General features: G+C 71.4%; 28 protein-coding genes. 12 read left to right on the top strand and 16 right to left on the bottom strand.

Features of this window, described 5'->3' with window-relative positions; translation table 11 throughout:
* Positions 1–47: 47 nt before the first annotated feature.
* The 3 genes from ACFVTX_RS08015 (at position 48) to ACFVTX_RS08005 (ending at position 1,738) form a co-directional block, all read left to right on the top strand.
* A complete protein-coding gene (locus ACFVTX_RS08015) occupies positions 48–416 on the top strand; it encodes a hypothetical protein (RefSeq protein ID WP_386899067.1) in 369 nt (122 codons plus the stop codon).
* Between the two features lie 83 nt (positions 417–499).
* The gene (locus ACFVTX_RS08010; RefSeq protein ID WP_386899066.1) at positions 500–1,240 is read left to right on the top strand and encodes a hypothetical protein; all 741 of its coding nucleotides are present in this window, start codon (positions 500–502) and stop codon (positions 1,238–1,240) included.
* Positions 1,241–1,327: 87 nt separating this feature from the next.
* Positions 1,328–1,738: a hypothetical protein gene (locus tag ACFVTX_RS08005; protein ID WP_386899065.1), complete on the top strand. Its 411-nt coding sequence runs from the start codon at positions 1,328–1,330 to the stop codon at positions 1,736–1,738.
* Positions 1,739–1,744: 6 nt separating this feature from the next.
* Here the strand turns inward: ACFVTX_RS08005 and ACFVTX_RS08000 are convergent, their stop codons facing one another.
* Complete coding sequence (locus tag ACFVTX_RS08000; protein WP_386899064.1) at positions 1,745–2,464, bottom strand: SGNH/GDSL hydrolase family protein; 720 nt, start codon at positions 2,462–2,464, stop codon at positions 1,745–1,747.
* A gap of 79 nt (positions 2,465–2,543) precedes the next feature.
* The gene (locus tag ACFVTX_RS07995; RefSeq protein WP_386899063.1) at positions 2,544–2,984 is read right to left on the bottom strand and encodes a DUF3995 domain-containing protein; all 441 of its coding nucleotides are present in this window, start codon (positions 2,982–2,984) and stop codon (positions 2,544–2,546) included.
* Positions 2,985–3,101: 117 nt separating this feature from the next.
* Here ACFVTX_RS07995 and ACFVTX_RS07990 point away from each other — a divergent pair, with 117 nt between their 5' ends.
* Together ACFVTX_RS07990 and ACFVTX_RS07985 are read left to right on the top strand one after the other, a co-directional pair.
* Complete coding sequence (locus ACFVTX_RS07990) at positions 3,102–3,707, top strand: hypothetical protein (RefSeq protein WP_386899062.1); 606 nt, start codon at positions 3,102–3,104, stop codon at positions 3,705–3,707.
* Entirely contained in the window at positions 3,704–4,477 is a 774-nt protein-coding gene (locus ACFVTX_RS07985; protein ID WP_386899061.1) for a PspA/IM30 family protein, read from the top strand. Before ACFVTX_RS07990 ends, ACFVTX_RS07985 begins: the two co-directional genes overlap by 4 nt.
* A gap of 122 nt (positions 4,478–4,599) precedes the next feature.
* On the opposite strand, the gene ACFVTX_RS07980 is transcribed toward ACFVTX_RS07985, so the two are convergent.
* A complete protein-coding gene (locus ACFVTX_RS07980) occupies positions 4,600–5,529 on the bottom strand; it encodes a hypothetical protein (RefSeq protein ID WP_386899060.1) in 930 nt (309 codons plus the stop codon).
* Positions 5,530–5,774: 245 nt separating this feature from the next.
* Here ACFVTX_RS07980 and ACFVTX_RS07975 point away from each other — a divergent pair, with 245 nt between their 5' ends.
* Entirely contained in the window at positions 5,775–7,133 is a 1,359-nt protein-coding gene (locus ACFVTX_RS07975; RefSeq protein ID WP_386899059.1) for a low temperature requirement protein A, read from the top strand.
* Positions 7,134–7,160: 27 nt separating this feature from the next.
* Here the strand turns inward: ACFVTX_RS07975 and ACFVTX_RS07970 are convergent, their stop codons facing one another.
* The 3 genes from ACFVTX_RS07970 to ACFVTX_RS07960 are packed head-to-tail and all read right to left on the bottom strand — an operon-like array spanning position 7,161 to position 10,430.
* Positions 7,161–7,511 carry a metallopeptidase family protein gene (locus ACFVTX_RS07970; protein WP_386899058.1) on the bottom strand — a complete coding sequence of 117 codons (351 nt, stop codon included), beginning with the start codon at positions 7,509–7,511 and terminating at the stop codon, positions 7,161–7,163.
* A gap of 56 nt (positions 7,512–7,567) precedes the next feature.
* Positions 7,568–8,278, bottom strand: a complete 711-nt coding sequence (locus tag ACFVTX_RS07965; protein WP_386899057.1) for a response regulator — start codon at positions 8,276–8,278, stop codon at positions 7,568–7,570.
* A complete protein-coding gene (locus ACFVTX_RS07960) occupies positions 8,271–10,430 on the bottom strand; it encodes a sensor histidine kinase (protein WP_386899056.1) in 2,160 nt (719 codons plus the stop codon). The genes ACFVTX_RS07965 and ACFVTX_RS07960 overlap by 8 nt, the downstream gene beginning before the upstream one ends.
* Positions 10,431–10,624: 194 nt before the next feature.
* On the opposite strand from ACFVTX_RS07960, the gene ACFVTX_RS07955 reads away from it, so the two are divergent.
* Together ACFVTX_RS07955 and ACFVTX_RS07950 are read left to right on the top strand one after the other, a co-directional pair.
* Positions 10,625–11,113 carry a hypothetical protein gene (locus ACFVTX_RS07955; protein ID WP_386899055.1) on the top strand — a complete coding sequence of 163 codons (489 nt, stop codon included), beginning with the start codon at positions 10,625–10,627 and terminating at the stop codon, positions 11,111–11,113.
* Positions 11,097–12,584: a multicopper oxidase family protein gene (locus tag ACFVTX_RS07950; RefSeq protein ID WP_386899054.1), complete on the top strand. Its 1,488-nt coding sequence runs from the start codon at positions 11,097–11,099 to the stop codon at positions 12,582–12,584. Before ACFVTX_RS07955 ends, ACFVTX_RS07950 begins: the two co-directional genes overlap by 17 nt.
* Before the next feature lie 30 nt (positions 12,585–12,614).
* Here the strand turns inward: ACFVTX_RS07950 and ACFVTX_RS07945 are convergent, their stop codons facing one another.
* Positions 12,615–13,409, bottom strand: a complete 795-nt coding sequence (locus ACFVTX_RS07945) for an SDR family NAD(P)-dependent oxidoreductase (protein ID WP_386899053.1) — start codon at positions 13,407–13,409, stop codon at positions 12,615–12,617.
* An 81-nt stretch (positions 13,410–13,490) separates the two neighbouring features.
* A complete protein-coding gene (locus ACFVTX_RS07940) occupies positions 13,491–13,949 on the bottom strand; it encodes a nitroreductase/quinone reductase family protein (protein ID WP_386899052.1) in 459 nt (152 codons plus the stop codon).
* 150 nt (positions 13,950–14,099) lie between these two features.
* On the opposite strand from ACFVTX_RS07940, the gene ACFVTX_RS07935 reads away from it, so the two are divergent.
* Complete coding sequence (locus tag ACFVTX_RS07935) at positions 14,100–14,435, top strand: hypothetical protein (protein WP_386899051.1); 336 nt, start codon at positions 14,100–14,102, stop codon at positions 14,433–14,435.
* 10 nt (positions 14,436–14,445) lie between these two features.
* A complete protein-coding gene (locus ACFVTX_RS07930; protein ID WP_386899050.1) occupies positions 14,446–14,886 on the top strand; it encodes a VOC family protein in 441 nt (146 codons plus the stop codon).
* A 3-nt stretch (positions 14,887–14,889) separates the two neighbouring features.
* On the opposite strand, the gene ACFVTX_RS07925 is transcribed toward ACFVTX_RS07930, so the two are convergent.
* From ACFVTX_RS07925 to ACFVTX_RS07905, 5 genes are all read right to left on the bottom strand, one after another.
* Positions 14,890–15,786, bottom strand: a complete 897-nt coding sequence (locus ACFVTX_RS07925; RefSeq protein WP_386899049.1) for a TerC family protein — start codon at positions 15,784–15,786, stop codon at positions 14,890–14,892.
* A gap of 57 nt (positions 15,787–15,843) precedes the next feature.
* Positions 15,844–16,719 carry an RNA polymerase sigma-70 factor gene (locus ACFVTX_RS07920; protein WP_386899048.1) on the bottom strand — a complete coding sequence of 292 codons (876 nt, stop codon included), beginning with the start codon at positions 16,717–16,719 and terminating at the stop codon, positions 15,844–15,846.
* Positions 16,716–17,351: a carboxymuconolactone decarboxylase family protein gene (locus ACFVTX_RS07915; protein ID WP_386899047.1), complete on the bottom strand. Its 636-nt coding sequence runs from the start codon at positions 17,349–17,351 to the stop codon at positions 16,716–16,718. Before ACFVTX_RS07915 ends, ACFVTX_RS07920 begins: the two co-directional genes overlap by 4 nt.
* Positions 17,352–17,480: 129 nt before the next feature.
* Complete coding sequence (locus ACFVTX_RS07910; protein WP_386899046.1) at positions 17,481–17,903, bottom strand: hypothetical protein; 423 nt, start codon at positions 17,901–17,903, stop codon at positions 17,481–17,483.
* A gap of 4 nt (positions 17,904–17,907) precedes the next feature.
* Positions 17,908–18,645 carry an alpha/beta fold hydrolase gene (locus ACFVTX_RS07905; protein WP_386899045.1) on the bottom strand — a complete coding sequence of 246 codons (738 nt, stop codon included), beginning with the start codon at positions 18,643–18,645 and terminating at the stop codon, positions 17,908–17,910.
* Positions 18,646–18,717: 72 nt separating this feature from the next.
* Here ACFVTX_RS07905 and ACFVTX_RS07900 point away from each other — a divergent pair, with 72 nt between their 5' ends.
* A complete protein-coding gene (locus ACFVTX_RS07900) occupies positions 18,718–19,416 on the top strand; it encodes a helix-turn-helix transcriptional regulator (protein WP_386899044.1) in 699 nt (232 codons plus the stop codon).
* Between the two features lie 18 nt (positions 19,417–19,434).
* Here ACFVTX_RS07900 and ACFVTX_RS07895 read toward each other — a convergent pair whose 3' ends face one another.
* A complete protein-coding gene (locus ACFVTX_RS07895; protein WP_386899043.1) occupies positions 19,435–20,664 on the bottom strand; it encodes an ROK family transcriptional regulator in 1,230 nt (409 codons plus the stop codon).
* A gap of 299 nt (positions 20,665–20,963) precedes the next feature.
* Between ACFVTX_RS07895 and ACFVTX_RS07890 the strand changes: the two genes are divergently transcribed.
* The gene (locus tag ACFVTX_RS07890) at positions 20,964–23,321 is read left to right on the top strand and encodes a beta-N-acetylglucosaminidase domain-containing protein (RefSeq protein ID WP_386899042.1); all 2,358 of its coding nucleotides are present in this window, start codon (positions 20,964–20,966) and stop codon (positions 23,319–23,321) included.
* A gap of 100 nt (positions 23,322–23,421) precedes the next feature.
* Here ACFVTX_RS07890 and ACFVTX_RS07885 read toward each other — a convergent pair whose 3' ends face one another.
* Together ACFVTX_RS07885 and ACFVTX_RS07880 are read right to left on the bottom strand one after the other, a co-directional pair.
* Positions 23,422–23,970 (bottom strand): dihydrofolate reductase family protein, encoded by a 549-nt coding sequence (locus ACFVTX_RS07885; protein WP_386899041.1) that lies wholly within the window; start codon positions 23,968–23,970, stop codon positions 23,422–23,424.
* A gap of 52 nt (positions 23,971–24,022) precedes the next feature.
* Positions 24,023–24,685 (bottom strand): LysE family translocator, encoded by a 663-nt coding sequence (locus tag ACFVTX_RS07880; protein WP_386899040.1) that lies wholly within the window; start codon positions 24,683–24,685, stop codon positions 24,023–24,025.
* Positions 24,686–24,690: the final 5 nt, after the last annotated feature.

The raw sequence follows: 24,690 nt of genomic DNA, 5'->3' as shown, positions 1-24,690 counted from the left end.
TCCCTCCGTCTCGCTCGGGCGATCCAACAGAAGAGAGCTCAACAACGATGTCGGAAACCTCGAACGCCACCGAACCGGACTTCGACACCGGCCCCTGGGCGACGATCGCGTCGGGCATGAAGACCCACACCAAGCGCGGCCGCCTGGTGATCTCCGACGGGCACCTCGGCCTCCTGCGCGAGAACGGCGACCTGATCGACAGCGCGCCCGTCTCGGCAGTGCAGCTCAAGAAGGGGTTCACCTACTCGATGAGCTCGATCCCGACGCTCGTCGTGAACGGCAACAAGTACAAGGTGATGGTGTCGTACGAGCACTCGCTCGAGCGCGGGCTCGGCGATGAGCAGGCCAAGGAGATCCAGCACGAGGACAACGAGAAGCTGATCGCCGTCATCCGAGGCCTCGGCGGCAAGGCGTAGTGGGCGCTCCCCGCTCGCGCACGGCGCAGCACGAACCGGCGCAGGCATTCTGCGATGAGCGGGGCTACCCCTTCCGAGACCGGGTGGTCAACCTCCCGGTCTCGGGGCTGCTCTTCCGAAGCTCGAAGAACGTGGTCATGGAGGGCGTCGTGGACGCGCTCGATGCTGACGCGCCCTTCGTCTTCGCCAGAGTCGCCGCGCGGCGCCGACGGGTGCGCGGCCTGAAGCTCGTGGTGATCCCGCTGCCGCGGCCCGTCCCGAACATGGTGCTGCTCAGCTCGAGCGGGGGCGTGCTGCGGAACTCGGGCATCGCGCTGAAGGAGTCCCAGCGCCTCGCGGTGGAGGGCGACTTCCAGGACGTCTTCACGCTCTACTGCCCGGCGGGGTACGAGCGCGACGCGCTCTACGTGTTCACCCCCGACCTCCTGCGCCGACTCATGGACTCGGCCGCCGGCTGCGACCTCGAACTCGTCGACGACCGGGTGCTGATCTACGCCCCGGCGCGCGCGTTCGCGAAGCCCGGGCAGCTCGACGAACTGCCCGGACTGGTGCGATACCTCCACGAGAAGTTCGAGCGCCAGACCGGCCGCTACCGCGACGAGCGCCGCACCGACGAGGAACTCGACGACCCGTTCCGGCGAGCGCAGGTCACCGCGAACCGGGCGACGGAGGAGCGGCAGGTGGTCGGAGCATCCGGCCGCCGTCTTCGCACGCGCACCACCGCTGTGCAGAAGGTCGGCATCGCCGCTGCCGCAGCGCTCATGCTCGCTGCCGGGACGTACTGGCTCGGGATGGTCGCCACGGCGATGTTCGGCGGGAGCTGACCCGCCGTCGAACACCCCGGGTGTAACCTGCGAACACCGTTGCCACCGAGCCCGGCGCATCGGACACCGCCCACCGAGGAGCGACCCGTGCGTCTTCGCGCCGTCGACATCGTCGACGTCTTCGTCTACCTCGTCGTGCTCGGGGTGTTCACCCAGTTCTTCCCGACCATCATCACCGAGTCGTTCGTCGTCTCGCTGCTGACGGCCGTGCTGTTCAAGCTCGCGCTCGAGGTCATCGCGGTCTTCAAGCAACGCATCCTCGATCGGGTGCGCGCATCACGGACGCGCGCCCGCAAGACGCTGAACGCCGCCCTGCTGCTGGTGCTCGGCGCGGGCAGCAAGTTCGTCATCCTCTGGCTCACCGACCTCCTGTTCGGCGACGCCGTGCAGCTCGGCGGGTTCTTCTCCGTCACCCTGCTGATCGTCGTGCTCATGGCGGCGCGGCTCGGCATCCGCCTGCTCGTCGACGGCGCGAAGCCGCGCGACGGCAGCGCCTGACTCGGCTCACCCCGCGAGCAGCTCCGCGGCGATCGCCGCGCCGAGCACACGCGCGCCCTGCTCCGACGGGTGGATCCCGTCGTACGACATCCCGTCGGCGAACCCGCCATCCGTGTTGCGGAGGCCGGCCGAGGCATCCACGAACCGCCAGCCGCGATCGTCGGCGAGCGCCTCGAGCTGCTCGTTGTACTGCGCGGACGCCTCGGGGAACGCGCCCGTCGGCGGGATCGACGAGATCACCACGTCGTCGATGCCGACCGTCGCCACGATGCGGTCGAGATGCGCCGCCGACTCGTCGAACGGGACGCCGAACCCGAGGTCGTTCGTGCCGGCGAGCACGACGAGCACGTCGGCGTCGTACGCGGTGACCGAGTCGGCCATGAACGAGGTCTGCGCACCCCACTCGGCCCAGCCGCCGGCGAACCCGACGCCCGCTTCGGCGACGTACCTCGCCCACGATTCGGTGCCGAGGTCGCCGCCAGCGAGGTCGGGGCTGTTCGCGTCGGTGATGGAGTCGCCGACGACGGCGAAGCTCGTCGCCTGCTGCCGGCCGGGCTCGGTCGGGTCAGTCGAGGGGAATGACGCTGCCGGGTTCGTGGCCCCCTCGGACCCCGTGCTCGCGGGCGAGGAGCACGCAGCCAGCGCGACGCCCGCGAGCACCGCCACGCCGACCGCGAGCGTCCGCCTGGCGAGTCGCCGCGATGCACGGTCGATGACGTCACCCATGCTGCGAGTCTACGAAGCGGTCATCGCCGCGCCCTGTCAGACTGGGCGGATGCCGCCACGAGCGCTATTGGCGGCGGACTCAGGGTCGGGCTCGGCGCGCCCCGAGGAGCGCCGCTACCCCGAGCACGGCGCAGAGCGGTCGGTACCACCGCGCGTCGAGCTTGCGGAACCGGTCGCTCGGCTCGGGCAGGCCGAGCAGACGGCAGGCGACCGGGCCGCCGACCACGGCCCGCGCGATCAGGGCGAGCCCGGCAGCCCGACGACCGACGACGGCGATCGGGCGATCGCCGAGCGCGCCACCGGCGACGATGCCGCCCGCCGTCGCGGCGACCGCCACTGCGGCCGTCGCCAGCGGCGCCGGCGCGGCATCAGAGCCCACGACCGCGTCGGCGAGTTCACGCCTGCTGCGGGCCGGCCAGCTCGATCCGCTCGCCCACGCGGCGTGCAGCGCCCCGACGCCCACGAGTCCGACGGCGGCGACTGCTCTCGAGGTCCTGACGGCGGCTGCGGCGATCCTCACGCGCCCCAGCCTAAGGCGGTGGCGCGACGGCCTCGCTCCGAATTCGCAGAGAGCGCTAGGGCTTCGGCGAGAGCAAGCGTAGATTGCGTTATATCGCGTCTCAAGGAGGTGGCGTCCGTGGAGATCCTGCTCGGCATAGTCATCGCGTTCTTCGTGTTCATCGCCGTGTCGATCACGGTGTTCGTGCTCGTCGCCCGCGCGATCATCCGGCGCATCCGCCGCAACCGCACGGTCACCGCGACCGCGCTGCGCACGCGGGCGGGCCTCAGCAGGGGGCCGCGCCGAAAGGTGCTCGGCCTGCGGGTGACCCTCGCAGAGACCCTCGACAGCGGTCGGGCCGCCATCGAGCTCGCCGCCCAGAGCGGCGGCGCGCATGGCGAACTGCCGCGGCTCTTCGCGCGCATCCAGACCGAGGGCGACGCGCTCGACCTGCAGCTTCGACTGCTCGAGAGCGAGACCGATGGGCCGACCCTCGCCGCCGAGCTGCCGCGGGCCGCCGATCGCGTCGCGCAGGTGTCGGCGCTCGTGCGTCGCCTACGTGCGGCGGTCGCGTCGGGTCTCGCCGGTTCCACCGACGACACGCTCGGCACGCTGCACTCCGAGATGGAGCGCGAGGTCGCCGCCCTCGCCGCCGGCGTCCACGAACTGCAGCGTCTCAATCGCCGCGACGAGTTCGCGCACCACACGCATCCGATGTCGAATCTGAAGGAGACCCGACCGTGAGCGACAACACCGCGCGCATGCGCACCATCTTCCGCAGCAAGACGAAGAAGGCCCTCGACAAGATGGAGGACCCGCGCGAGACCCTCGATGACAGTTACGAGCAGCAGGTGAAACTGCTCCAGCAGGTTCGCCAGGCCGTCGCCGACATGGCGACGGCGAAGAAGCGCGTCGACCTGCAGGGGCAGGAGATGGGCACCCGGTACCAGCGGCTCGGCGAACAGGCCCGCGAGGCGATGGCGCAGGGCCGTGAGGATCTCGCCCGCGCGGCCCTCGAGCGCCGCGCGCTGCTCGAGTCCCAGGTCTCCAAGCTGCAGGACCAGTATCAGACGATGCAGCAGCAGACGGCGCAGTTGCAGCAGCGCGAGCGGCAGCTCTCCGAGCAGGTCGCCGCGTTCCGCGTCGAGAAGGAGACGATCAAGGCGACCTACACCGCGTCCGAAGCGCAGGTGAAGGCGAACGAGGCCGTCGCCGGCATCGGCTCGAGCATCGACGACGTCGGCGCCAGCCTCGACCGCGCGAAGGACCGGGTCGCGCAGATGCAGGCGCGCGCCGCCGCGACCGACGAACTGCTCGCCAGCGGAGCCCTCAAGGACCTCACCGCCGCACCCGACGCCGACATCGATCGGCAGCTCGCGGTGCTCTCGGCGAATGCCGAGGTCGAGCGGCAGTTGCAGGCGATGAAGCAGGATGCCTCGGGCGCGCCCGCCTCGCAGCCGCACCGCGAGGGGCCCGACGGCTGGCTGGGCATCGGGCAGGCGCCGACGAGCTGAGTCGGCTCAGAGTGCGGGGCGGATCGTCGGCTGCGCGGTCGGCAGCCTGAAGTGGGCGGTGGCGGCCCGAACGCTGTTCGGCCCGGCCCAGGTCCAGAGGTTCTCCGCCCCAGCCCCCGGTGTCATACGGCCGCCTGCGCCGCGGCCGCCTGCTTCGCCGCATCGGACGACGGCGGCGGCGGTCCGAACCTCCGGAGCTCCCACGTCTGCAGTCCCCAGAAGACGCCGAAGAACAGCAGCACGGTGGCCTCGACCCAGAAGATGACGGGCGGCGGGCGCTCCTCGGTTCGCGTCATGAACCATGCCACGAGGCCGATCAGCACCGTCGCCGCCATCACCACGGCGATCGCCTTGTAGAACGGCCGGTACGTCACCTCGCGGTCGCGGATCGTGACGAGCGGCGTCTCAGAGCTGAAGCCGTTGATGAACACGACGACGATGATGAGCACGAACATCGGCACGGCCGAGCCGTAGTGCGCGAATGACAGGAACGACTCGCGCAGCGCCCAATCGTCGGTGAAACCGAACCATACGAGTGCGCCGACCCAGACGACCACGGCGACGAAGAACCCTCCGAGCGACCAGCGGTCGCCGCGCTGCAGTTTGCGGATGGAGAACGCGGTGAAGGCCAGGGCGATGAAGCCGACGGTGAAGAGCGCCGACATGTTGTTCACGACACCCGGCAAGTACGCCTCGGGGATGCACCGCTCCCCCTCGATCGGGCAGGGCGCGGGCACCGGCGTCGGCACGAACGCGACGACTGGCGCGAGCATGCCCGCGAGGTTCAGCGCCGCATCCTCGGGCCCGGGCCGGCCGACCAGGGCGATGAGCGCGAACCCCATTCCGACGAGGGCGCCGACGAAGACGCTCCTGACCGGCGTGTAGTAGTAGGCGCTGATCGAGTTGAGCAGGTCCCCCGTGCCGAACGTCTCGAACACGAGGGCGGCGAAGACCAGCAGCACCGCGGCGATGAGTGAGACGCGCAGGTAGATGTACGTCTTGACAAGGTGACCATCCGACGATGCGCCGCCCTCGATCGCGTCCAGCGTCATGCGCTGCCCCCCATGAGCGTCATTCTCGACCTTGCCTCCGCTCTGCGCTGGCCCCAGTTCGGGCGGTCCGGCCGCGATAGCGGCAGCCGGGCGAGGAGGAGGGCCCCCGGTGGCAGAACGATCGGTGTAGCCCGCACGCGGCGAGGCGCCGACTGGCCCGACGAACTGCAGGCGCTGTTCTTCGAAGCCGTCGGCTGAGCACGCGCGCTCTCGACGCGCGGCGCACACGGGCGCATCATGGCCCCATGACGACGCCGACCCTCACCGCGCAGCTCCGGCTCGACCTCAGGCATCGCCTGCGACCCATGTCGGGCCGCAACCCCGACGAACCGCATCGCGCCGTCACCCCGCTCGAGCTGCTCTACGACCTGACGTACGTCATCGCGTTCGCCGCTGCGGCCGACGAGCTGGCGCACGCGCTGTTCGTCGGCGAGGTCGGGCCCGGCATCGGCGCGTACCTCTTCGCGATCTTCGGGGTGTCGTGGGCGTGGCTCAACTTCACGTGGTTCTCGTCGGCCTACGACAACGACGACACGCTCGTTCGGGCGTCCGTCGTCGCGCAGATGGTCGGCGTCGTCATCTTCGTCTTCGGCCTGCCCGTCAGCTTCGAGGATGCCGCGCACGGCGCCAGCCCGAACAACATGCTGCTCGTCGCCGGCTACATCGTCATGCGCGTGCCGCTCATCGCGCTCTGGTTGCGCGCGGCGCGCGAGGATCCGGCCCACCGGCGCACCTCCGTCGCCTACGCCGTCGTGATCGCGGTCGCGCAGCTCGGCTGGCTGCTCACGACCGTCCCCGGCATCCCCGCCGGAGCGACCGTCGTCGCGATCGTGGTGCTCGCCGTCGCCGAGCTCATCGCACCGCTCGTCATCGAACGCCGCTACGGTCGCGCGCCATGGAATGCCGGCCACATCGCCGAGCGGTTCGGGCTGCTCACGCTCATCACGATCGGCGAGGTCATCGCGGGAACGGTCGCGGCGGTCGGCGCCCTCGTCGCCGAGCAGGGGTGGTCGGTCGCGGCGGTCGCGATCGTCGCAGCCGGACTCGTCATCGCCGCCGGGCTGTGGTGGGCGTACTACCTGAATCCGTCGCGCACCATCCTCGAACGATGGCCCGAACGCACGTGGGGCTGGCGATACGTGCACCTGCCGCTGTTCGGCGCGATCGCCGCCGTCGGCGCCGGGCTGCACGTCGCCGCGCTCGGGGTCGAGCACCAGGAGCTCAGCCTGCTGCAGATCACCCTCGCGCTCGCGGTGCCGGTCGCGTGCGTGGTCGTGCTCGTCTTCCTCATCTGGAGCGTGCTGATGCGCTCGATGGACTTCACGCACGTGCCGCTGTTCATCTGCAACCTCGTGCCGCTCGTCGCGGCGGTGATCATCGCGGCCGTCGTCGACGCGGGAGCGCCGATCGACCTCGAGCCCGGTGGCGACCTCACCGCCCTCGTGACGGTGATCGGCCTGGTGTCGCTGTCGTGCGTCATCGAAGTCGTCGGGCACGAACTCGTCGGCTACTCGCACACGCTGCAGGCGGCGAAGCGGCACCTGCTCGAGCCCGAGATCGATCAACGGCACGCCGCCACCGACGCCGCCGAAGCATCCACCTGATCGCTCGTCGCCCTCGGCGACGAGCGCCTACGCCCAGCCGAGCTCGCGCAGCCTGGCGTCGTCGAGCCCGAAGTAGTGCCCGATCTCGTGCACGAGCGTGATGCGCACCCGCGTGCGGAGGGCGTCGAGATCGGCGCTGTGCGCCTGCATGTTGTTCTTGAACAGGGTGATGCGGTCGGGCAGCTCGCCGTAGCCGTACACGCCGCGCGTCTTCAGCGGTCGCCCGCTGTACAGGCCGAAGAGACGCGGCCGCTCCCCCGGCGGCTGGTTCGCGATGAGGATCGCGACGTTCTCGAGACCGCGCACCATGTCGTCGGGCAGCGCGTCGAACTCTGCTGAGACCATGCGCTCGAAGTCGTCGTCGGAGATCTCGACCATCTGCCCATTGTGCGCGCCGAACGGGCGCGAGCGGCACTCGTTCGCGTGCAGCGAAGTCAGGTCGAGCCTTCCTGGGCCGGATACCCGGTGCCTCCGTCGCTCTGCAGGAACGCGAGCACCGCGGCCACCCGCCGGTGGACGCCCGACTCGGGCAGTCGCAGCTTCGTGAAGATCGCGTTCACGTGCTTCTCGACGGTCGAGGTCGAGAGGAACAGCGCCTGCTCGATCCCGGCGTTCGTCTTGCCCGCGGCCATCTCGCGCAGCACCTCGAGCTCGCGCGGCGAGAGCGTCGCGAGCGGACTCGCCGCACCGACCGCGCTGCGGCGGCGCACCAGAGTATCGACGATCTGCGGGTCGATCACCGAGCCCCCCGCGCACACCTCGCGAAGCGCGTGCACGAGATCCTCGAGGTCGCCGATCCGGTCCTTCAGCAGGTACCCGAGGCCCGCCGAGCCGTCGGCGAACAGCGCGAGCGCGTAGCTCTCGTCGGCGTGCTGCGAGAGCACCACGACCCCGGTCGAGTCCGTCGAGGCGCGGATCGCGTGCGCCGCCTCGATGCCCTCCATGTGGTGCCCCGGCGGCATCCTGATGTCGGTCAGCACCGCGTGCGGTGCGAGCCGGCGCACCGCGTCGAGCAGCTCGATGCCGCTGCCGACCGACGCGACCACGTCGACCTCGCCCGAGTCCTCGAGGAGCCGCCGCACCCCCTCCCGCACGAGATAGTTGTCCTCGGCGATGACGACGCGCAGCACTTCCGGCTCAGCCAACGCGCACCCCGTCCGACGCCGATCCGCCCGCGGCGACGCCGTCGACCGGGAGTTCGACCGTGACGATCGTGCCCGACGGCTCGTTCGCGGTGACCCGCATGGTGCCGCGGAGCGCGGCGACGCGGTCGCGGATGTTCGCGAGGCCCCCGTGCGACACCGGCACCCCGTTCGCGCCGCGCCCCGACGCCCGCGCGGCCGCCGCGCCCACCGCGTGCTCGGCATCGATGCCGCAGCCGTCATCGGCGATCGCGATGCGCAGCCGCCCGTCGTCTCGCGCGAGCCCGACCGAGGCGTGCGTCGCGTTCGCGTGCTTGGCGGTGTTCGCGAGCGCCTCGCGCACGACGTAGTACGCCGTCGTCTCGACGTCGTCGGAGAATCGTTCGCCGCGCACGCGCTCGTCGGCCTCGACGGTGAGCGGGATCGGGAATCGCGCGACGCCCGACTCGACGGCGGCCGCGAGCCCGTTGTCGCTCAGCACGGGCGGGTGGATGCCGCGTGCGAGCTCTCGCAGGTCGGTGAGCGTCGCACGGGCCTGCTCCTGCAGCTCCTCGAGCTCAGCCGAGGTGAGCTCGCCGCGCTGCAACCGATTGCGGGCCAGCCGGAGTCCCGCGATCTGGGCCACGACGTCCTGCTGGATCCCGTCGTGCAGGTCGCGCTCGAGGCGTCGGCGCTCGTCGTCCTGCACGGCGATGAGCCGCTCCCGCGAGGCGGTCAGCTCCTCGAGCTGCTCGGCCAGTTGCACCGTCAGGCGCGCGTTCGCCACGGACGCCGCGGCCTGACCCGCGACGGTGCGCAGCAGCATCCGCTCGGCCTCGCTGTACTCGCCGCGCCGCCGCGGCCCGACCTCGATGCGGCCGAGCACCTCGTCGCCGTGCACGAGATCGCACACGTCGACGGCGACCTCGCCGGCCGCACCTGCACCCGCGCTCGCACTCGTAGTCGTACTCGTACCCGCGACACCGATGCCGCCCGGCATCGGGGCGAGCCGGCCGTCGGCCGACACGAGCCCGATGCGCACCCACGAGGCATCCAGCCCTTCACGCACCGCCTCGGCGAGTCTCGTGAGCAGCTCGCGCGGCTCGACCGCTTGCTCGAGCCGCGCGCCGAGCTCGCCGAGCATCTCGAGCTGGCGCTCCCGGTCGCCGAAGAGCCGGCGGTGCAGCCGGCGCTGCAGCCAGGTGCGCACGGGCAGCAGCGCGACGGCGAACAGGGTGGTGATGAGGATCGCCGGCACGGCGCGCAGCGGCGGAGCGAGCAGCAACGCGGGCGTCGCGACGGCGGCCGCGTAGATGACCGTGATGAGCAGGTTCGACGACCGTGCGACGAGCCGGCCGCGATCGCCGGGTGCGATGTCGAACGCGCCGTAGCTGAGGATGCCGTGGATCGCGGCGATGGGGATCGCGATGAGCGAGGCGTACACGAGCACCTGGACGAGCCAGTTGTCGAAGAACGTCCAGAGCAGGAAGGCGACCATCGCGCCGGCGACCACGAGCGCCATGACCCGCGTGCGGGCGCGCACCTCGGGGGCACCGAACAGCGCCCGGGTGCCGAGCACGGTGAGCCCGATCGCCACGGCCACCCACGACTGCACGACGAGGTAGTACACCGGTGCCGCCGCCCATTCGAGCCACGGCACCGCGTACGGATTCGGGATCGCGTCACCGCTGATGCCGATGTACGGGGACATCACGACGTGCGGTGTCGTGAGGAGCGTCAGCGGCGCGGCGAGCAGGGGCAGCCAGAGGAACGCGACCGCGATCCGCTGCCACCGGTGCTCGACGACGCCGTCGGGGAACGTCGCGAACACCATCAGGAACGCCGCCGTCGCGGTTCCGTCGGCGGTCAGCCCGATCGCGTTGAAGAGTGGGAACCACGGCTGGGCCGCGAGCTGGGGGTTCTGCAGCATGAGGGTCTCGTAAGCCGAACTGACGAGCATCGCGGTCGCGGCGAGCGCGACCATCACCGCCGTGCGCGACGCCGAGACCGTGAGCAGCCAGATGCCGAACACGAACATCGGCAGGACGCCGAGCATGGGCCACGCGAGCGTGTGGTCGGCCTGGCCCTCGACGAAGCCGCGCGCGACGACGATGTAGACCAAGGCTGCGACCCCGATCGGGCCGAGCGTCGCCAGGCACACCCACCTGCGTTCCACGCTTCCATCGTCCTCCTCTCTCTCGTTCGGCGGGAGGGGGCCTGCCCCGGCCGCCCTTAGCAGCAGGCCCCCACTGTGCATGCGGCCCGCTGCCATGCGGCATCCGGCCCGCCGCGTTCCGGCGCGGCCCGGCATCGAAGAGCGTGAACACGAGCGGATGCCACGCACCGGCGCCGCACTGAGGAGAAGGCATCATGCGCAAGCTCTACTCGGGACTCGCCTGGACCGTTTCGGGCGCCGTCGTCATTCAGGCCGCCGCGATCGCATTCGCGTTCGGCGGCATGCTCAACCTCGTCGCCGAGGGCGGCGTCGTCGACAAGGCGCTGCTCGAGAGCTTCCAGGCGGCGGGGGTCGGCGAGGCCGGCTTCATGGTCCACGCGGTCGTGGGCGGCGTGCTCGTCCCGCTCGTCGCGGTCGCGCTGCTCGTCGTGTCGTTCTTCGTCCGTGTCCGTGGGGCGAAGCTCTGGGCCGCGATCACCCTCGGGCTCGTGGTGCTGCAGGTGACGCTCGGGTTCTCGATCACCGGCTCCCCGTACCTCGGCATCATCCACGGCGCGAACGCCCTCGCGATCGTCGCCGCCGGTGCGGTCGCCGCGCTGCGGGTGCGGCGCGCTCGGCGGGCCGCGGCCGAGGCCGCTTCGGCGAGCCATGAGGAGGCGACGAGCGATGCCGTCTCGGCGTGATCTCCTGCGGTGCGCCGTCGTCGGCGTCGCGGTCTCGACCGCGCTCGGCGCCGGCGCACTCGCGTGGAGCTCGACGCTGCTCGGCGAGTACTCGGTCATGGACATGGGATCGGGCGAGGGCCACGCAGGTCACGGCGGCGGCAGCAGCGGCGGCAGCGGCGGGAGCGACAGCGGTGCGCTCAGCGTGACCGCGCTCACCGCGCCCGACCGCCCCGCCGACGTGCGCGTCGAACTGGTCGCCCGGCAGGGTACCGTCGAGGTGCCCGGCGGTCGCTCGATCGAGGGCTACACCGTGAACGGCACCTCACCCGGCCCCGAGATCCGCGCCCGTCAGGGCGAACTCGTCGAGGTCGAGTTCGTGAACGAGTCGGTGGCCGACGGCGCGACGCTGCACTGGCACGGCATCGACGTGCCGAACGCGGCCGACGGCGTCGCCGGCATCACGCAGGACGCGGTGCCGGTCGGCGGCCGGCACGTCTACCGCTTCGAGGCGCTCGACGCCGGCACCTACTGGTACCACTCGCACCAGATCTCGCACGAGCAGGTGCTCGGCGGGCTCCTCGGCGCGATCGTGATCGAGCCCGCCGAGGCGACGACGGATGCCGCGCTCGACGTCACCGCACTGCTGCACGTCTACGGCGGGCAGCACACGCTCAACGGTCGCGTCGCCGACGAGCGCATCGCGGCGGCGGCCGACGCGACCGTGCGGGTCCGCGTCGTCAACACGGACCAGGGCACCGCCGCGGTGTGGTCGGGCGCCCCGTTCCGCGTCGTCGCGACCGACGGGCACGAGGTGCATCGGCCCGGCGCGGTCGACGGGCAGCGGCTGCTCGTCCCCGCGGGCGGGCGGGCGGATGTCACGGTGACGGCGCCGGATCGCGGCGCGGTGCGCCTGCACGTGGGCGGCGCCCGGAGCATCCTCATCGGCGACGTCTCGAATGCCGAGGCCGCCGCGCCGCCCGTGCGCCAACCTTCCGGGAACCTCGACCTCCTCGCCTACGGCGCGCCCGCGCCGCTCGACTTCGACCCGGCCTCGCCCGATCGCTCGTACGACTACGTCATCGCGCGCCGCTTCGGCATCATCGACGGCCGGCCCGGCAACTTCTGGACCATCAACGGGCGCATGTTCCCCGACGTGCCGATGTTCGCCGTGACCGAGGGCGACGTCGTGGTGATGCGCCTCCGCAACGACTCGGGCGACGTGCACCCCATGCACCTGCACGGCCACCACGTCGTCGTGCTCTCGCGGGACGGCGTCGCGGCCTCCGGCAGCCCGTGGATCGTCGACTCGCTCGACGTGCACCCCGGCGAGTCGTACGACATCGCGTTCGTCGCCGACAACCCCGGCATCTGGAGCGACCACTGCCACACGCTGCCGCACGCGGTCGACGGGCTCATCGCCCACCTCATGTACGACGGCGTCTCCACGCCGTTCACGATCGGCGGCGACGCGGGCAACCGGCCCGAGTGACGACCGCGGCGCGGCCCGACACCGCGCTGCTCAGTCGACCAGCGCCCCTGCCGAGAGGTTCGCGATCGCGCCGGTCATCGACCGCGCACGGTCGGAGGCCGCGAACGCGAGGTACTCCGCGATCTCGTCGAGGGTCGGCAGCCTCCCCAGCATCGTCATGCCCTCCAGCCCGGCGAGCCACTCCTCCATCGGGATCCCGCCGGCCTCGGCGATACGGCCGAACATCTCGCCCGTGTACGAGGTCGCGAGCGCGTCGGACATGGCGTGGGGGCGCACGCAGACGACCCGCACCCCGTCGGGACCGAGCTCGCCGGCGAGCGCACGGGAGAACCCCTCGAGTCCGGCCGACTGCGCCGCATTGCCGATGAGCCCGCGGCCGGTGAGCCTGGCCCCCGGCGTCGAGATCGTGAGGATCACGCCGCTCCGCTGCGCGATCATGTGCCGGGACACGGCTTTCGCGGTGACGAAGTTCGTCTGCAGGTACCCGACCACGGGGTGCAGGTAGTCGCTCAGCGAGGTCTCGGCGATGGGCAGCCCCTGCACGTGGTCGAATCCGACCGCGTTGAGGGCGATGTCGATGCGACCGGCGGCCTCGGCCACCTCGTCGACGTGCCGGTCGACCGCGTCCTGATCCATCGCGTCGACGACCGCGATCGAGACCTCGGCGCCCGCCGCCCTGGCCGCGGATGCCGCGGCCTCGAGCCGGGGCCGGCTCCGCCCTGCGAGGAACAGGCGCGCGCCCTCGCGGGCGAACACCCGCGCCGCAGCACCCCCGATGGATCCGCCGCCGCCGTGAATCACGGCCACCTTCTGCTCGAGCAGCATGTCGCACCCCGTCCTTCATCGAATGATCTGCAACTTCAGGGTTGCACATTGACGAAGGAAATGCAATCAGTTGATTGCAGTTCAGCGTTCGCGCGGCCTGAGCAGGATGACCGGGATCTCGCGGTCGGTGATCCGCTCGTATCGCTGGAAGCCTCTGGCCGTCGCCGTGATCTGCGCCCAGGCGGCCGCCCGCTCCGCGCCGTGCAACTGCTCGGCGACGACGTCGATGCGCCGCCCGGCGAACTCGATGCGCACCTCGTCGGGGTGCCCGGCGATGTTGTAGTACCACGCGGGGTTCTGGGCGGCGCCGTTCGCCGACGCGACGATGTACCTCGCGCCGCCGCCGGCCGGGAACCATCGCACCGGCGTCACCCGCTCGAGGCCGGTGCGGCGACCGGTCGTGACGAGCGCCAGCTTCGTGCCGCGACGGTCGCCCTTGCGGCGGATCCGCTCGGCCATGCGCTGGTTGGCCCACTGCTCGAACCGGTTGCGGGCCGGCTGATGCGCCCCGCGGGTGCCGTTGTGCGTGTCGAATGCCATGGGGATCGCCTCCTCTCGGTGGCGAGTGCTTCACCTCAATCATCCCGCCGTTTCCGCCCGCACGGCAGCCCGAATTCCGCCGAGCCGGCCTGCAGGCAGGTCGTGACCCGCCGGGCGAGCGCAGCCTCGCCGGCCGCCTAGACTCGCCGGGTGACCGACGCCCCCGCCACCCGCCGTATCGAGCTGACGCTGCACAAGCCCTGGTTCGCGATCTACTGGGGCGTCAAGCCGACGCTCGTCATCGACGGCCGCGGCCAGCCGAGCCAGTGGGGCGTCGGAACCTGGCAGGTGCGCGCCGACGAGCCGGCCGTCATCGGCGCCTATCTCTTCAACCGGGTGTGGCGCTTCGGGGCGGCCGAGTTCACGCTCGCGCCGGGGCATCCCGCAGCGCTCGTCTACCGCGCGCCCGCGCTGCCGTTCCTTCGCGGCCGCTTCCGCCCCGCTGAACAGCCGGCGTCCTCCCGCGCCCGCGCACCCCGGGCGTAGGCTCACGCCCATGACCATTCAACGGATGGACAACGTCGGCATCGTCGTCGACGACCTCGACGCCGCGGTCGCCTTCTTCGTCGAACTCGGCATGTCCGTCGAGGGCCGTGCCCCCATCGAAGGGCCGTGGGCCGACCAGACCGTCGGGCTCGCCGGTGTCCGCAGCGAGATCGCCGTGCTCGTCACCCCCGACGGCCACGGCCGGCTCGAGCTCGCGAAGTACCTCGAGCCCGCGGCATCCGAGATGTCACCGCGGAACCCACCGCCGAACACCCTCGGATTCCACCGCGTGATGTTCGCGGTCGACGACGTCGACGACACGGTCGCCCGCCTGCGCGGGCACGGCGCCGAACTCCTCGGCGAGATCGCGAACTACGAGGACATCTACCGGCTCTGCTACCTGCGCGGCCCCGCCGGCATCGTCGTGGCGCTCGCCGAACGGCTGGGCTGAGGGTCAGCCGAGGCCGGCGCGCTCCTCCGAGGCATCCAGCTCGCCCTCGACCGGGCGGTTCGAGAGGCCCACCGATCCCGCGCCCGGCTCGCCCTTCGACAGCGCCGCCGACACCGCGACCGACTCGTCGACGTCGGGGTACTGCGGGCGCAGCTGCACCGGCTGGCGGCGGCGCTGCTCGCGCTTCGCCTTGCGCGACGCGGCGAGGAGGTTCAACGCCTCGACGAGGATCGCGAAGGCCATCGGCGCGTAGATGAGGGCCTTGTCGATGTGCACGCCGAAGCCCTCGGCGATGAGGAACACGCCGATCAGCAGGAGGAACGACAGGGCGAGCATCTTCACCGTGGGGTGACGGTTCACGAAGGTGAAGATGAAGCGCGCCGCGAACAGCATGATCGCGAACGAGAGCACGACGACGGTGACGATCACGACGAGGTTCTCGGTCATGCCGACAGCGGTGATGACCGAGTCGAGCGAGAACACGATGTCGAGCGCGAGGATCTGCGCGAGCACCGAGCCGAAGGTGATGCGCTTGGGCGCTGCGCCGTGCTCCTCCTCGGCGCCCTCGAGCTTGTGGTGGATCTCGGTGACGGCCTTGTAGACGAGGAAGAGCCCGCCGGCGATGAGGATGAAGTCCTTCACGGAGAAGCCCATGCCGAACCAGACGACGACGTCCTCCTTCAGCGTGATGATCCAGCCCGCGAAGAACACGAGCACCACGCGGATCACCATCGCGAGCGTCAGGCCGAGGTTCCGGGCCTTCGCCTGCTGCTCCTTCGGCAGCTTCGACGCGAGGATCGAGATGAAGATCACGTTGTCGACGCCGAGCACGATCTCGAGCACGAACAGCGTGACGAAGACGGCGATGAGGTCGGGAGTCAGGGCGAGGGAGAAGTCCACCCGTTCATCGTAGAGAGCGCCGGGCCGCCCGCCCCGCCATTCCCGCGCGTCGTGGGGCTAGCGCGCGAGCTCGGCCTCCTCGTCGAGGTGACCGAGCTTGTAGGGATTCGCGATCGAGAAGATGCGGGTGATGCGCCCGCCCTCGACCTCGAAGCAGATCGCCCCGGCCAGCGCTCCGTCGACCTCGCCGCGGATCGCCGGATGCCCGTTCACCCACGTCGGCCGCGCCTCGAACGGCAGGCCGAGCTTCGCGAGCCCGCCGAGCAGGTAGCGGGCGATCTTGTCGGCACCCACGATCGGCCGGCGAGCGGCCCCCTTCACGAAACCGCCGCCGTCGGCGACGGAGACGACGTCGGGCGCGAGCACGTCCATGAGGCCCTGCAGGTCGCCCGAGTTCACCGCGGCGACGAACCGGGCGACGACGGCCTCCTGCTCGGCCCGCTCGACGGCCACCCGCGGGCGCCGCGCGGCGACGTGCTCCTTCGCGCGGTGGGCGATCTGGCGCACCGCGGCCGGCGTCTTGCCGACCGCGTCGGCGATCTCGTCGTACGGCACGTCGAACACCTCGCGCAGCACGAACACCGCCCGCTCGGTCGGTCCGAGCGTCTCGAGCACCGTCAGCATGGCGATCGAGACGCTCTCGGCGAGCTCCACGTCGTCGGCCACGTCGGGGCTCGTGAGCAGCGGCTCGGGCAGCCACTCGCCGACGTACGACTCGCGCCGGCGCGACCGGGTGCGCAGCTGGTTCAGCGCCTGCCGCGTGACGATCCGCACGAGGTACGCGCGCTCGTCGCGCACCTCCGTGCGGTCGACGGTGCTCCATCGCAGCCACGACTCCTGCAGCACGTCCTCGGCGTCGGCCGCCGAGCCGAGCATCTCGTACGCGACGGTGAAGAGCAGGGCCCGGTGGGTGACGAACGGGTCGTCGGTCATGACGCCGAGCCTACGACCTCGGTCGCGGCATCCGTCGTCGCCGAGGCCGACGACGTCGCCGGCGCACGCATCGCGAGCGGCGGCAGCTCGCACGCGTCGGCGTAGCCCTCCGAATGGATGCCGAGTGCGACGTTCATGCGCGAGCTCATGTTCATGAACGCGACCTTCGCCGTGAGCTCGATGAGCGCGGCCGGGCCGAGCTCGTCGAGGAGCGCCGCCGACAGCTCGTCGGTGACGGCGGGCGGGGTCTGGCTCATCGCCTCGGCGTACTCCATGACGTTGCGTTCGAGGGGCGTGAACACGGATGCCTCGCGCCAGACCGGCACCTGACGGGCCTTCGCCTCGTCGAGCCCCTCGTTGTGCGCCTTGTAGTAGTTGAAGTCGAGGCACCAGCTGCAGCCGATCGTCGCCGCCGTCGCCATCACGGCGTAGCTCGCGAGGTTGCGATCCAACTCGTCGAGCGCCTCGACCTTGCGGCCGATGCCCATCGACGCCCGCATGAGAGCGGGGTGGTGCGCGAGCACGCCCATCGAGTCGGGCACCTGGCCGAGCATGCGCTTGGCGGCGACCTTCACGACCGCGCCGAAGAGGCCGGTGAGCTCGGTCGGCGGAATGCGGGTCTGGGTGGTCATCGTGTCCTCCTGCGATCGTCGACGGCCAGGGATTCGGTTCCCCGGATCATCCCGTCGCACATGAAGACACCGGCGGGCGGCGCCATGTGACATCCGAGCCGGAATCTCTGCTCGACGACCGCGAAGGCGTCACGCCGAGGCGTGGCAGAGGCGCCGACGCACCCACCCCGAGGCATCCGCCTGAGCGAGCTCGCCCGAGCGGATCGCGCGTGCGAAGTCGATGGCCTCCTCGCTCAGCCGGCCGTCGGCGGTGCCGGGGCCGTCACGGAGCACGGTGACCGTCAGCCATCTCGTGAGCCGGCCCCCGATGCGGGCCGTGACGGCCACCGTGCCGGCGAAGTGCCGCGCCTGGCCGTCGGTGTCGTCGTCGACCGACCGGCGGAAGCCGCGGCCGTGCAGCCTGTTGCGGCCGCCCCTCGCCGCATCGAACAGCCACAGCGGCCCGCGGCGCACCCCGGCGATCCGGCCGAGCTCCTTGAGGAACCGCCGGTCGGAGTAGCCGCGCTCGGCGAGGCGGGCGATCGAGTCGGCGAGGGCGGCGCAGGCGTCCATCCCATCACTGTACGAGGGCTGCCGAGGCGACCACCTGTGCGAGATCCGCGGGGCGGCTCCACATGGGCCAGTGGCCGGTGGGGAGGTCCACGAAATCGGCGTGCGTCAGGCTGGCCACCTCCGCGAACATCGGATGCCCCGCGGCGGCCAGCTCCTGGATCTGGCCGCTCGTGATGGAGCAGCACACCAGCGTGGTCGGGACGTCGCGGCGCTCGTCGTCGGTGAGCGCGACGGCCTGGCGCAGCACCGGGCCCGGCTCGGGAACGGCCCTGCGGCGGAACCGCTCGAGGTCGTCGGGGCCGAGCCCGTCGAGGCTGGCCTGCGCACCGAGATCCTCGAAATCGGGCAGCGGGAGCTCGTCGAGGTCCGCGGGTGCATCGGGGGCGAAGACACTGCCCGAGGCGATCGGGCCGCTGTCGACCCAGATCACGCGGCGCACCGACTCGGGGTGCCGGTCGAGCACCATGCTGACCGGGGCGTTGGCGCCGCTGTGGGCGACGATCACCGCCGAGCGGTCTCCGGTCGGGGCATCCTCGGCCAGCGCACGTTCGATCGCGTCCGCCTGATCGTCGAGCGTCCTCGACGATCGCTGCGCGTCCTCGGGGTCGAGCCCGGGCAGGGTCAGCGCGATGGCACGGTGTCCGGCTGCGCGCAGGTGCTCCGCGACGTCGTCCCAGGCCCATGCCCCCAACCAGTGGCCGGGGATCAGGAAGATGGTCGGGTTCTGCTCATCACTCGTCATGTCTCCAGTCTCGCGGGCTGCTCGGACAGCTGTATGTCACTATTTCTGACACGAATTTGGGAGGATGGTCTCGTGAAGAGAACCGAGCGCCTCCATGCGATCTCGGAGATGCTGCGCCGCCAGGGGTCTCGCGGGTGCACCGCCGAGCGGATGGCCGCCGAGTTCGACGTCTCGGTGCGCACGATCAAGCGCGACCTGGCGTCGCTCGAACGCGGCGGCGCCCCGCTGTGGTCCCGCCCTGGCCCCGGTGGCGGCTACGGGCTGACTGAGATGGCCTCGCTTCGACCGGTCAGCCTGAGCCCCGCCCAGGCGGTCGCGCTCCTGGCGGCGGTGTCCGCCGCCCCCGATGCTCCGTACTCCGACCTGGCCTCCGCCGGAATGCAGAAGATCCTCGACGTGCTCGATCCCGACGCCCGGGACCGAGCTCGACGACTGGCGGATCGTGTCTGGGTCGACGCGCCGCCCGCCCCGAGGCGGGCGGTCAGATCGGCGCTCGAGCAGGCGATGACCGAGCAACGGGTGGTCCGCATCCGCTACACCTCCGCGGACGGCACGAGCACGTCTCGCGACGTCGAACCGGTGGTGTTCGCCTCGACCGGCGGGCAGTGGCACCTGATCGGCTGGTGCCGCATGCGCGATGCGATGCGCTGGTTCACGGTCGCGCGGATCGAGCAGGCCCGGGTCACCGCGATCGCCTGCACGGGGCACACCGTCGACGAGATCGGAGTACCGCCCGCCTCGGCACGGCCGGTGCACGGTCGCGACGACTGACGCGCCCGTTACCTCGGGTCAGGTCGTCTCATCGCCGACCGGGGCGAGGCCTGCGGGCGGCTCCGTCAACGGCAGCGCATCGCCGAGGATCGGCGCGAGCGCCGAGCGCGCCGGGCCGAGGTACCGGCCGAGTTCGACCCGCCCGTAGCGGATCGGGACCGGGGCCGTGCCCTTCGCCGGGTACATCTCGAACTCGTCGCGCAGGGTGCCGAGGAAGTGCGGGCCGAGCGCCGGGGCGGCACCGGCGATGACGACCTCCTGCGGGTCGAGGAGCGCTGCCATGATGCGCAGCGCGCGAGAGAGCGCGCGAGCGCCGAACGCCATGCGCTCCCGCGAGTCCGCGGTCGAGGCGAGCAGGCTCGTGTCGTGGCCGTCGAGCTCGTCGGTGTAGGCGTCACCGAGCATCGCGCTCATCGAGGCCGCCGATTCGAGGCATCCCGACAGGCCGCAGCGGCACGTCGCCCTCGCGCCCTCGAACACGACCCGGACGTGGCCGATCTCGCCGGCCCGACCGGTCGCGCCCGACATGAGCGTGCCGCCGTTGGTGACGGCGGCGCCGACGCCCTCGCCGAGGTGCACCACGAGCCTGATCACGCCCTCGCCCGCATCGGCGGCCTCGGTGAGGGCCTCGGCGTCGACGTCGTTCACGACCGAGGTCGGGGCGCCGATCGCCTCCTCGAGCAGGCTCGCGAGCGGCACCCCGAACCAGCCGAGCTGCACGCTGTCGACGACGACGCCGTCGGCGGTGACCCCGGGCACCTGCACGCAGGCGGCGAGCACCCTCGACTCGACGCCCTGCGTGATCTCACGCACCGCGTCGACGACCGCCGAGACCTCCACGCCGTCCGAGTGGTCGACCCGACGGCTCGCGACGGTACGACCGGCGAGGTCGACGAGCGCGGTGTCAACGGCGCGCGTACGCACCACCGCGACGACGACGAGGTGGGTGTCGCTGTCGATCGCGAGGCGCGTCGCGCGCTTGCCGCCGGTGCTCTCGGCCGGGCCCGTCTCGGTGACGAGGCCGACTTCGAGGAGCTCGGCCACGAGCGACGATGCGGTCGCGGAGGTGAGGCCGGTGCGGCGGGCGATCACGGCGCGGGTGACCGGAGCGGGTTCGCGTGCGATGAGGGCGAGCGCGCGCAGCAGGTTGTCGCGGCGGATCGCCGTCTGGGCGTCGGGCGGCCCGTCGCTCGCGAATCGACGCAGGAGGGCGGATCTGCGCTGCGGGCTGCCGGTGCTCACGGTCATCGTCTCCTCGGTCGGGCGAAACGGTCGCCGGCCGCGCTGCCGGGCACGAGAACATCTTGCCCCTTGACGGGTCCACAGCGATCCCCTAGGTTCGACCCAACTTAGTTTACTAAGTCAAGAAAGTGGGCCGGGTACACGGATTTCCTCCGTCGCACGAGTCCCGCGGTCGGGGATGGACCGCGAGACTCCCCCGCTCCGTCAGCGCGCCCTGCCGCCGTGATGCGGCCGTGCGCGCGGTCGGTGCACGACGACTCCGGGACTCGGTCGACCTGACGATCGTCGAGAACTTGGAGGCAATGATGCAATCAATTCGCAAGACGTTGGCCACGGCAGGAGTCTGCGCCGTCGCCCTGGCCGGGGTGCTCGTGCCGCTCCCGGCCGCCGCGGCCCCACCCACGGGGCCGCTGCCCGCCGTGAGCCCGACCCCGCAGTCGATCGACCGCGCCGGCGCCGACCTCAACGTGCCCGGGCGCGTCGAGGTCGTCGTCGACGACGGCACCGACGCCGCCGCGCTCGCGGCACTGCGTGAGACCCTGACCGCGCACGGCGTCGACCGCATCGACGAACGCTCCACCCGATCGGGCCGGGCCCCGCTCACCATCGAGCTGGGTGCGGCCTCGCGCAGCGACATCCGCTCGGTGCTCGGCGAGACCGAGATCCCGTCGCACGCCGAGGGCTACGCGATCCGCGCCGACGCGCGTAAAGGCCCGCTCGGCACCGTCGCACTCGGCGGCGTCGACGCCGCCGGCCAGTACTACGCCGTGAAGACCCTCGAGCAGCTCTTCGTGCCGAAGGACGACGGCGGGTACCGCATCGCCGGCGCTTCCGTCAGCGACTACCCCTCGATGCCGCTGCGCGGCACCATCGAGGGCTTCTACGGCAACCCCTGGACGCACGAGGAGCGGCTCGACCAGCTCGAGTTCTACGGCGACGTCAAGGCGAACACCTACATCTACGCCCCGAAGGACGACCCCTACCACCGCGACAAGTGGAAGGACCCGTACCCCGCCGACAAGCTCGCCGAGCTCGGCGAGCTCGTGCAGACCGCGACCGACAACCACGTGCGATTCACCTTCGCACTCTCGCCGGGCAACACCGTCTGCTACTCGAGCGACGCCGACTACCAGGCGCTCACGGGCAAGCTGCAGCAGATGTACGACCTCGGCGTGCGGGCCTTCAACATCCCGCTGGACGACATCGACTACGGGCGCTGGCACTGCGACGGCGACCGCACCGCGTTCGGCGCCCCGAGCGGGCGCACGGCCGGCATCGCCCAGGCCTCGTTCCTCGACCGCGTGCAGAAGGAGTTCGTCGAGACGCACGAGGGTGTGCAGCCGCTGCAGATGGTGCCGACCGAGTACTACAACACGAGCGACTCGGGCTACAAGACCGCGCTGCGCGGCATGGACGAGGACGTCGTCGTGATGTGGACCGGCGAGGGCGTCGTGCCGCAGGAGGTCACCGTCGCACAGGCGCAGAAGGCCGCCGCCGTGTTCGGCGGGCCGACCTTCCTCTGGGACAACTACCCGGTCAACGACTACGGCCAGACCTCGGGCCGCCTGCTGCTCGCCCCGTACGACAAGCGCGAGGCCGGTCTCGGCGAGTACCTCTCGGGCATCGTCTCGAACCCGATGAACCAGGCCGCCGCGAGCAAGATCGCGATCTTCGGCGTCGCCGACTTCACCTGGAACGACGAGGCGTACGACGCCGGGAGCAACTGGTCGCAGGCGCTGGGCTACCTCGCCGACGGGGATGCTGCGACGGCCGCTTCGCTGCGGGTCTTCGCCGACCTCAACCACCTCGCCCCGAGCTTCGGGGCACCGTGGCAGCCGCAATCGCCCGAGCTCAACGCCCGGATCGCCGCGTTCTGGGAGAGCTGGGAGGCCGGCGACAAGGCCGGCGCCGTCGCCGAGCTGCGCGAGTACGCGGAGGCCATCGCCGACGCGCCCGATGCGATCCGCAACGGGCCGACCGATTCGGCGTTCGTCGCCGACGCGAGCCCGTGGCTCGACGCGACGGCGCTCTGGGGTGAGTCGACGGTCGAGCTGCTCGACGCCGTGCAGGCGAGGATCGACGGCGACGAGGCATCCTCGGCTGCGCTCGCGGCATCGGCGAAGGCGACGGCCGCCGAGGCCGCCGCGGTCGTCGTCGACCCCGTCGACAACGCGTGGGGCAAGGCCAAGGTGCGCATCGCCGACGGCGTGCTCGACGTGTTCCACGGTCGCATCGGGTTCACGCTCGCGATGTGGGAGGCCGGCGACGTCGTCAACGTCGCACCCCAGGGCACGGCGACCGCGTCGAGCGTCGAGGTGCCGCAGTTCAGCGCGCCGAACGTGAACGACGACAAGGCGACGACGCGCTGGGCCTCGGGCTACAGCGACGACTCGTGGGTGCAGGTGAAGCTCGCCGAGCCGACCGTCGTGCGCGGTGTCACGCTCAACTGGGAGTCGGCCTGTGCGAACGCGTACGAGCTGCAGACCTCGAACGACGGGGTGACGTGGACGACGATCCGCACGGTGAACGACTCGACCTGCGGGCTCGACATCTTCACCTTCGATGAAGCCGACCCGGTGCAGTACGTGCGCATGCAGGGCATCGACCGCAAGACGACGTGGGGCTACTCGATCTGGGAGCTCGGCGTCTACGCGGCGAAGTGATCGCCTCGTCGGTCGAGTAGGCGCGCAGCGCCGCCTCGAGACCACCGACGCAGCCGACCGGTGCCCTCCCGCTCGTCACGAGCGGGAGGGCACCTCCGCGTCAGTCGAGCGGTGCGTACTTGGCCGCGATGATGCCCGAGTCGTACACCTCCGTGCTCAGCAGCCGCAGCCCGACCGGATGCGGCGAGCGCAGCCGATCCTCGGCGTTGCCCACGATGAACGGGTGGATGCCGACGTGCACCTCGTCGACGAGCCCGGCGTCGACCAGCGCGGCAGCCACTCCGCCGTACCCGTGGGAGACGATGGAGCGGTACCGGCCGCGGAGGCCCCGCACCGCCTCGGCGAGGTCGCCCTCGATGAGCGTGCAGTTCCAGTCGAGCGGGCCGGTCAGCGTCGTCGAGGCGACGAACTTCGGCAGCGCGTTGTAGTGCGCGGCGAAGCCGCGTTCGTCGGTCTGCGCCGGCCAGTACTCGCGGAAGAACTCGTAGCTGCGCCTGCCGAGGAGCACGGCGTCGGCGCCGAACACGAGTTCGTCGCTCGCTCGCTGCAGCCCCGGGTCGTTCTCGTCGAACCACTGCTCCATCTGGTCGAACGCCCCGTCGAGCGTCATTTCGAAGGAGATCGTCACCTTGCCCATGAGCCCCAGCATGCCCCGCGCGCCCCGCGGTGTCGATGCATTGCGGACGATGGGCGAAGTGCCCTCACGCCCAGCCCGCCAGGTGCGGCACCTGTTCGGCCACGAGCACGACGGCGAGCACGATCATGGCGCCGCCCGAGACGCGTGAGACGATCCGCATCGCCGAGGGCCGGAACCGCAGCACCGCCCGCGCCCCGAGGCCGACGACCGTGTACACGACGGCGCAGCAGCCCACGAAGATGAGCCCGAGCACGGCGAGCTGCACCGAGATGGGCCACGACCCCGAGGCATCCGTGAACTGGGGCAGCAGCACCACGAGCACGAGCAGCCCCTTCGGATTGAGGCCGCTGACCCCCGCGCCCTGCGCGAGGCGGAGCCAGGGGCGGTCGACGGTGGCGGGCGGGGCGCCGACGCCCATCGCGACGGGCGCATCCGCCCGCGCGACGACGGGCGGATCGCGGAGCACCCGCACGCCGAGGTACGCGAGGTAGGCGGCGGCCGCGAACGTGAGGACCACGATCACCCAGGGCGCCGCCGCGACCATCGCGCCGACCCCGACCGCGACGGCCGCCACCGTGACGAGGTAGCCGAGCAGCACCCCGCTGAGCGAGGGCAGGATGCTCCGCCCGCTCGTGCCGGCCGCGATGAGGTACGCCCAGTCGGGCCCTGGCAGCACGACCATGAGCGTCATCATGACCGAGCATGCGAGCAGCAGTTGCACGTCCATGACGC

This window comes from Agromyces sp. NPDC058136 (assembly GCF_042884375.1).
Lineage (GTDB): Bacteria > Actinomycetota > Actinomycetes > Actinomycetales > Microbacteriaceae > Agromyces.
Note: the sequence above shows the minus strand (reverse complement) of the source record. Positions and strands in the feature narration are given on the sequence as shown.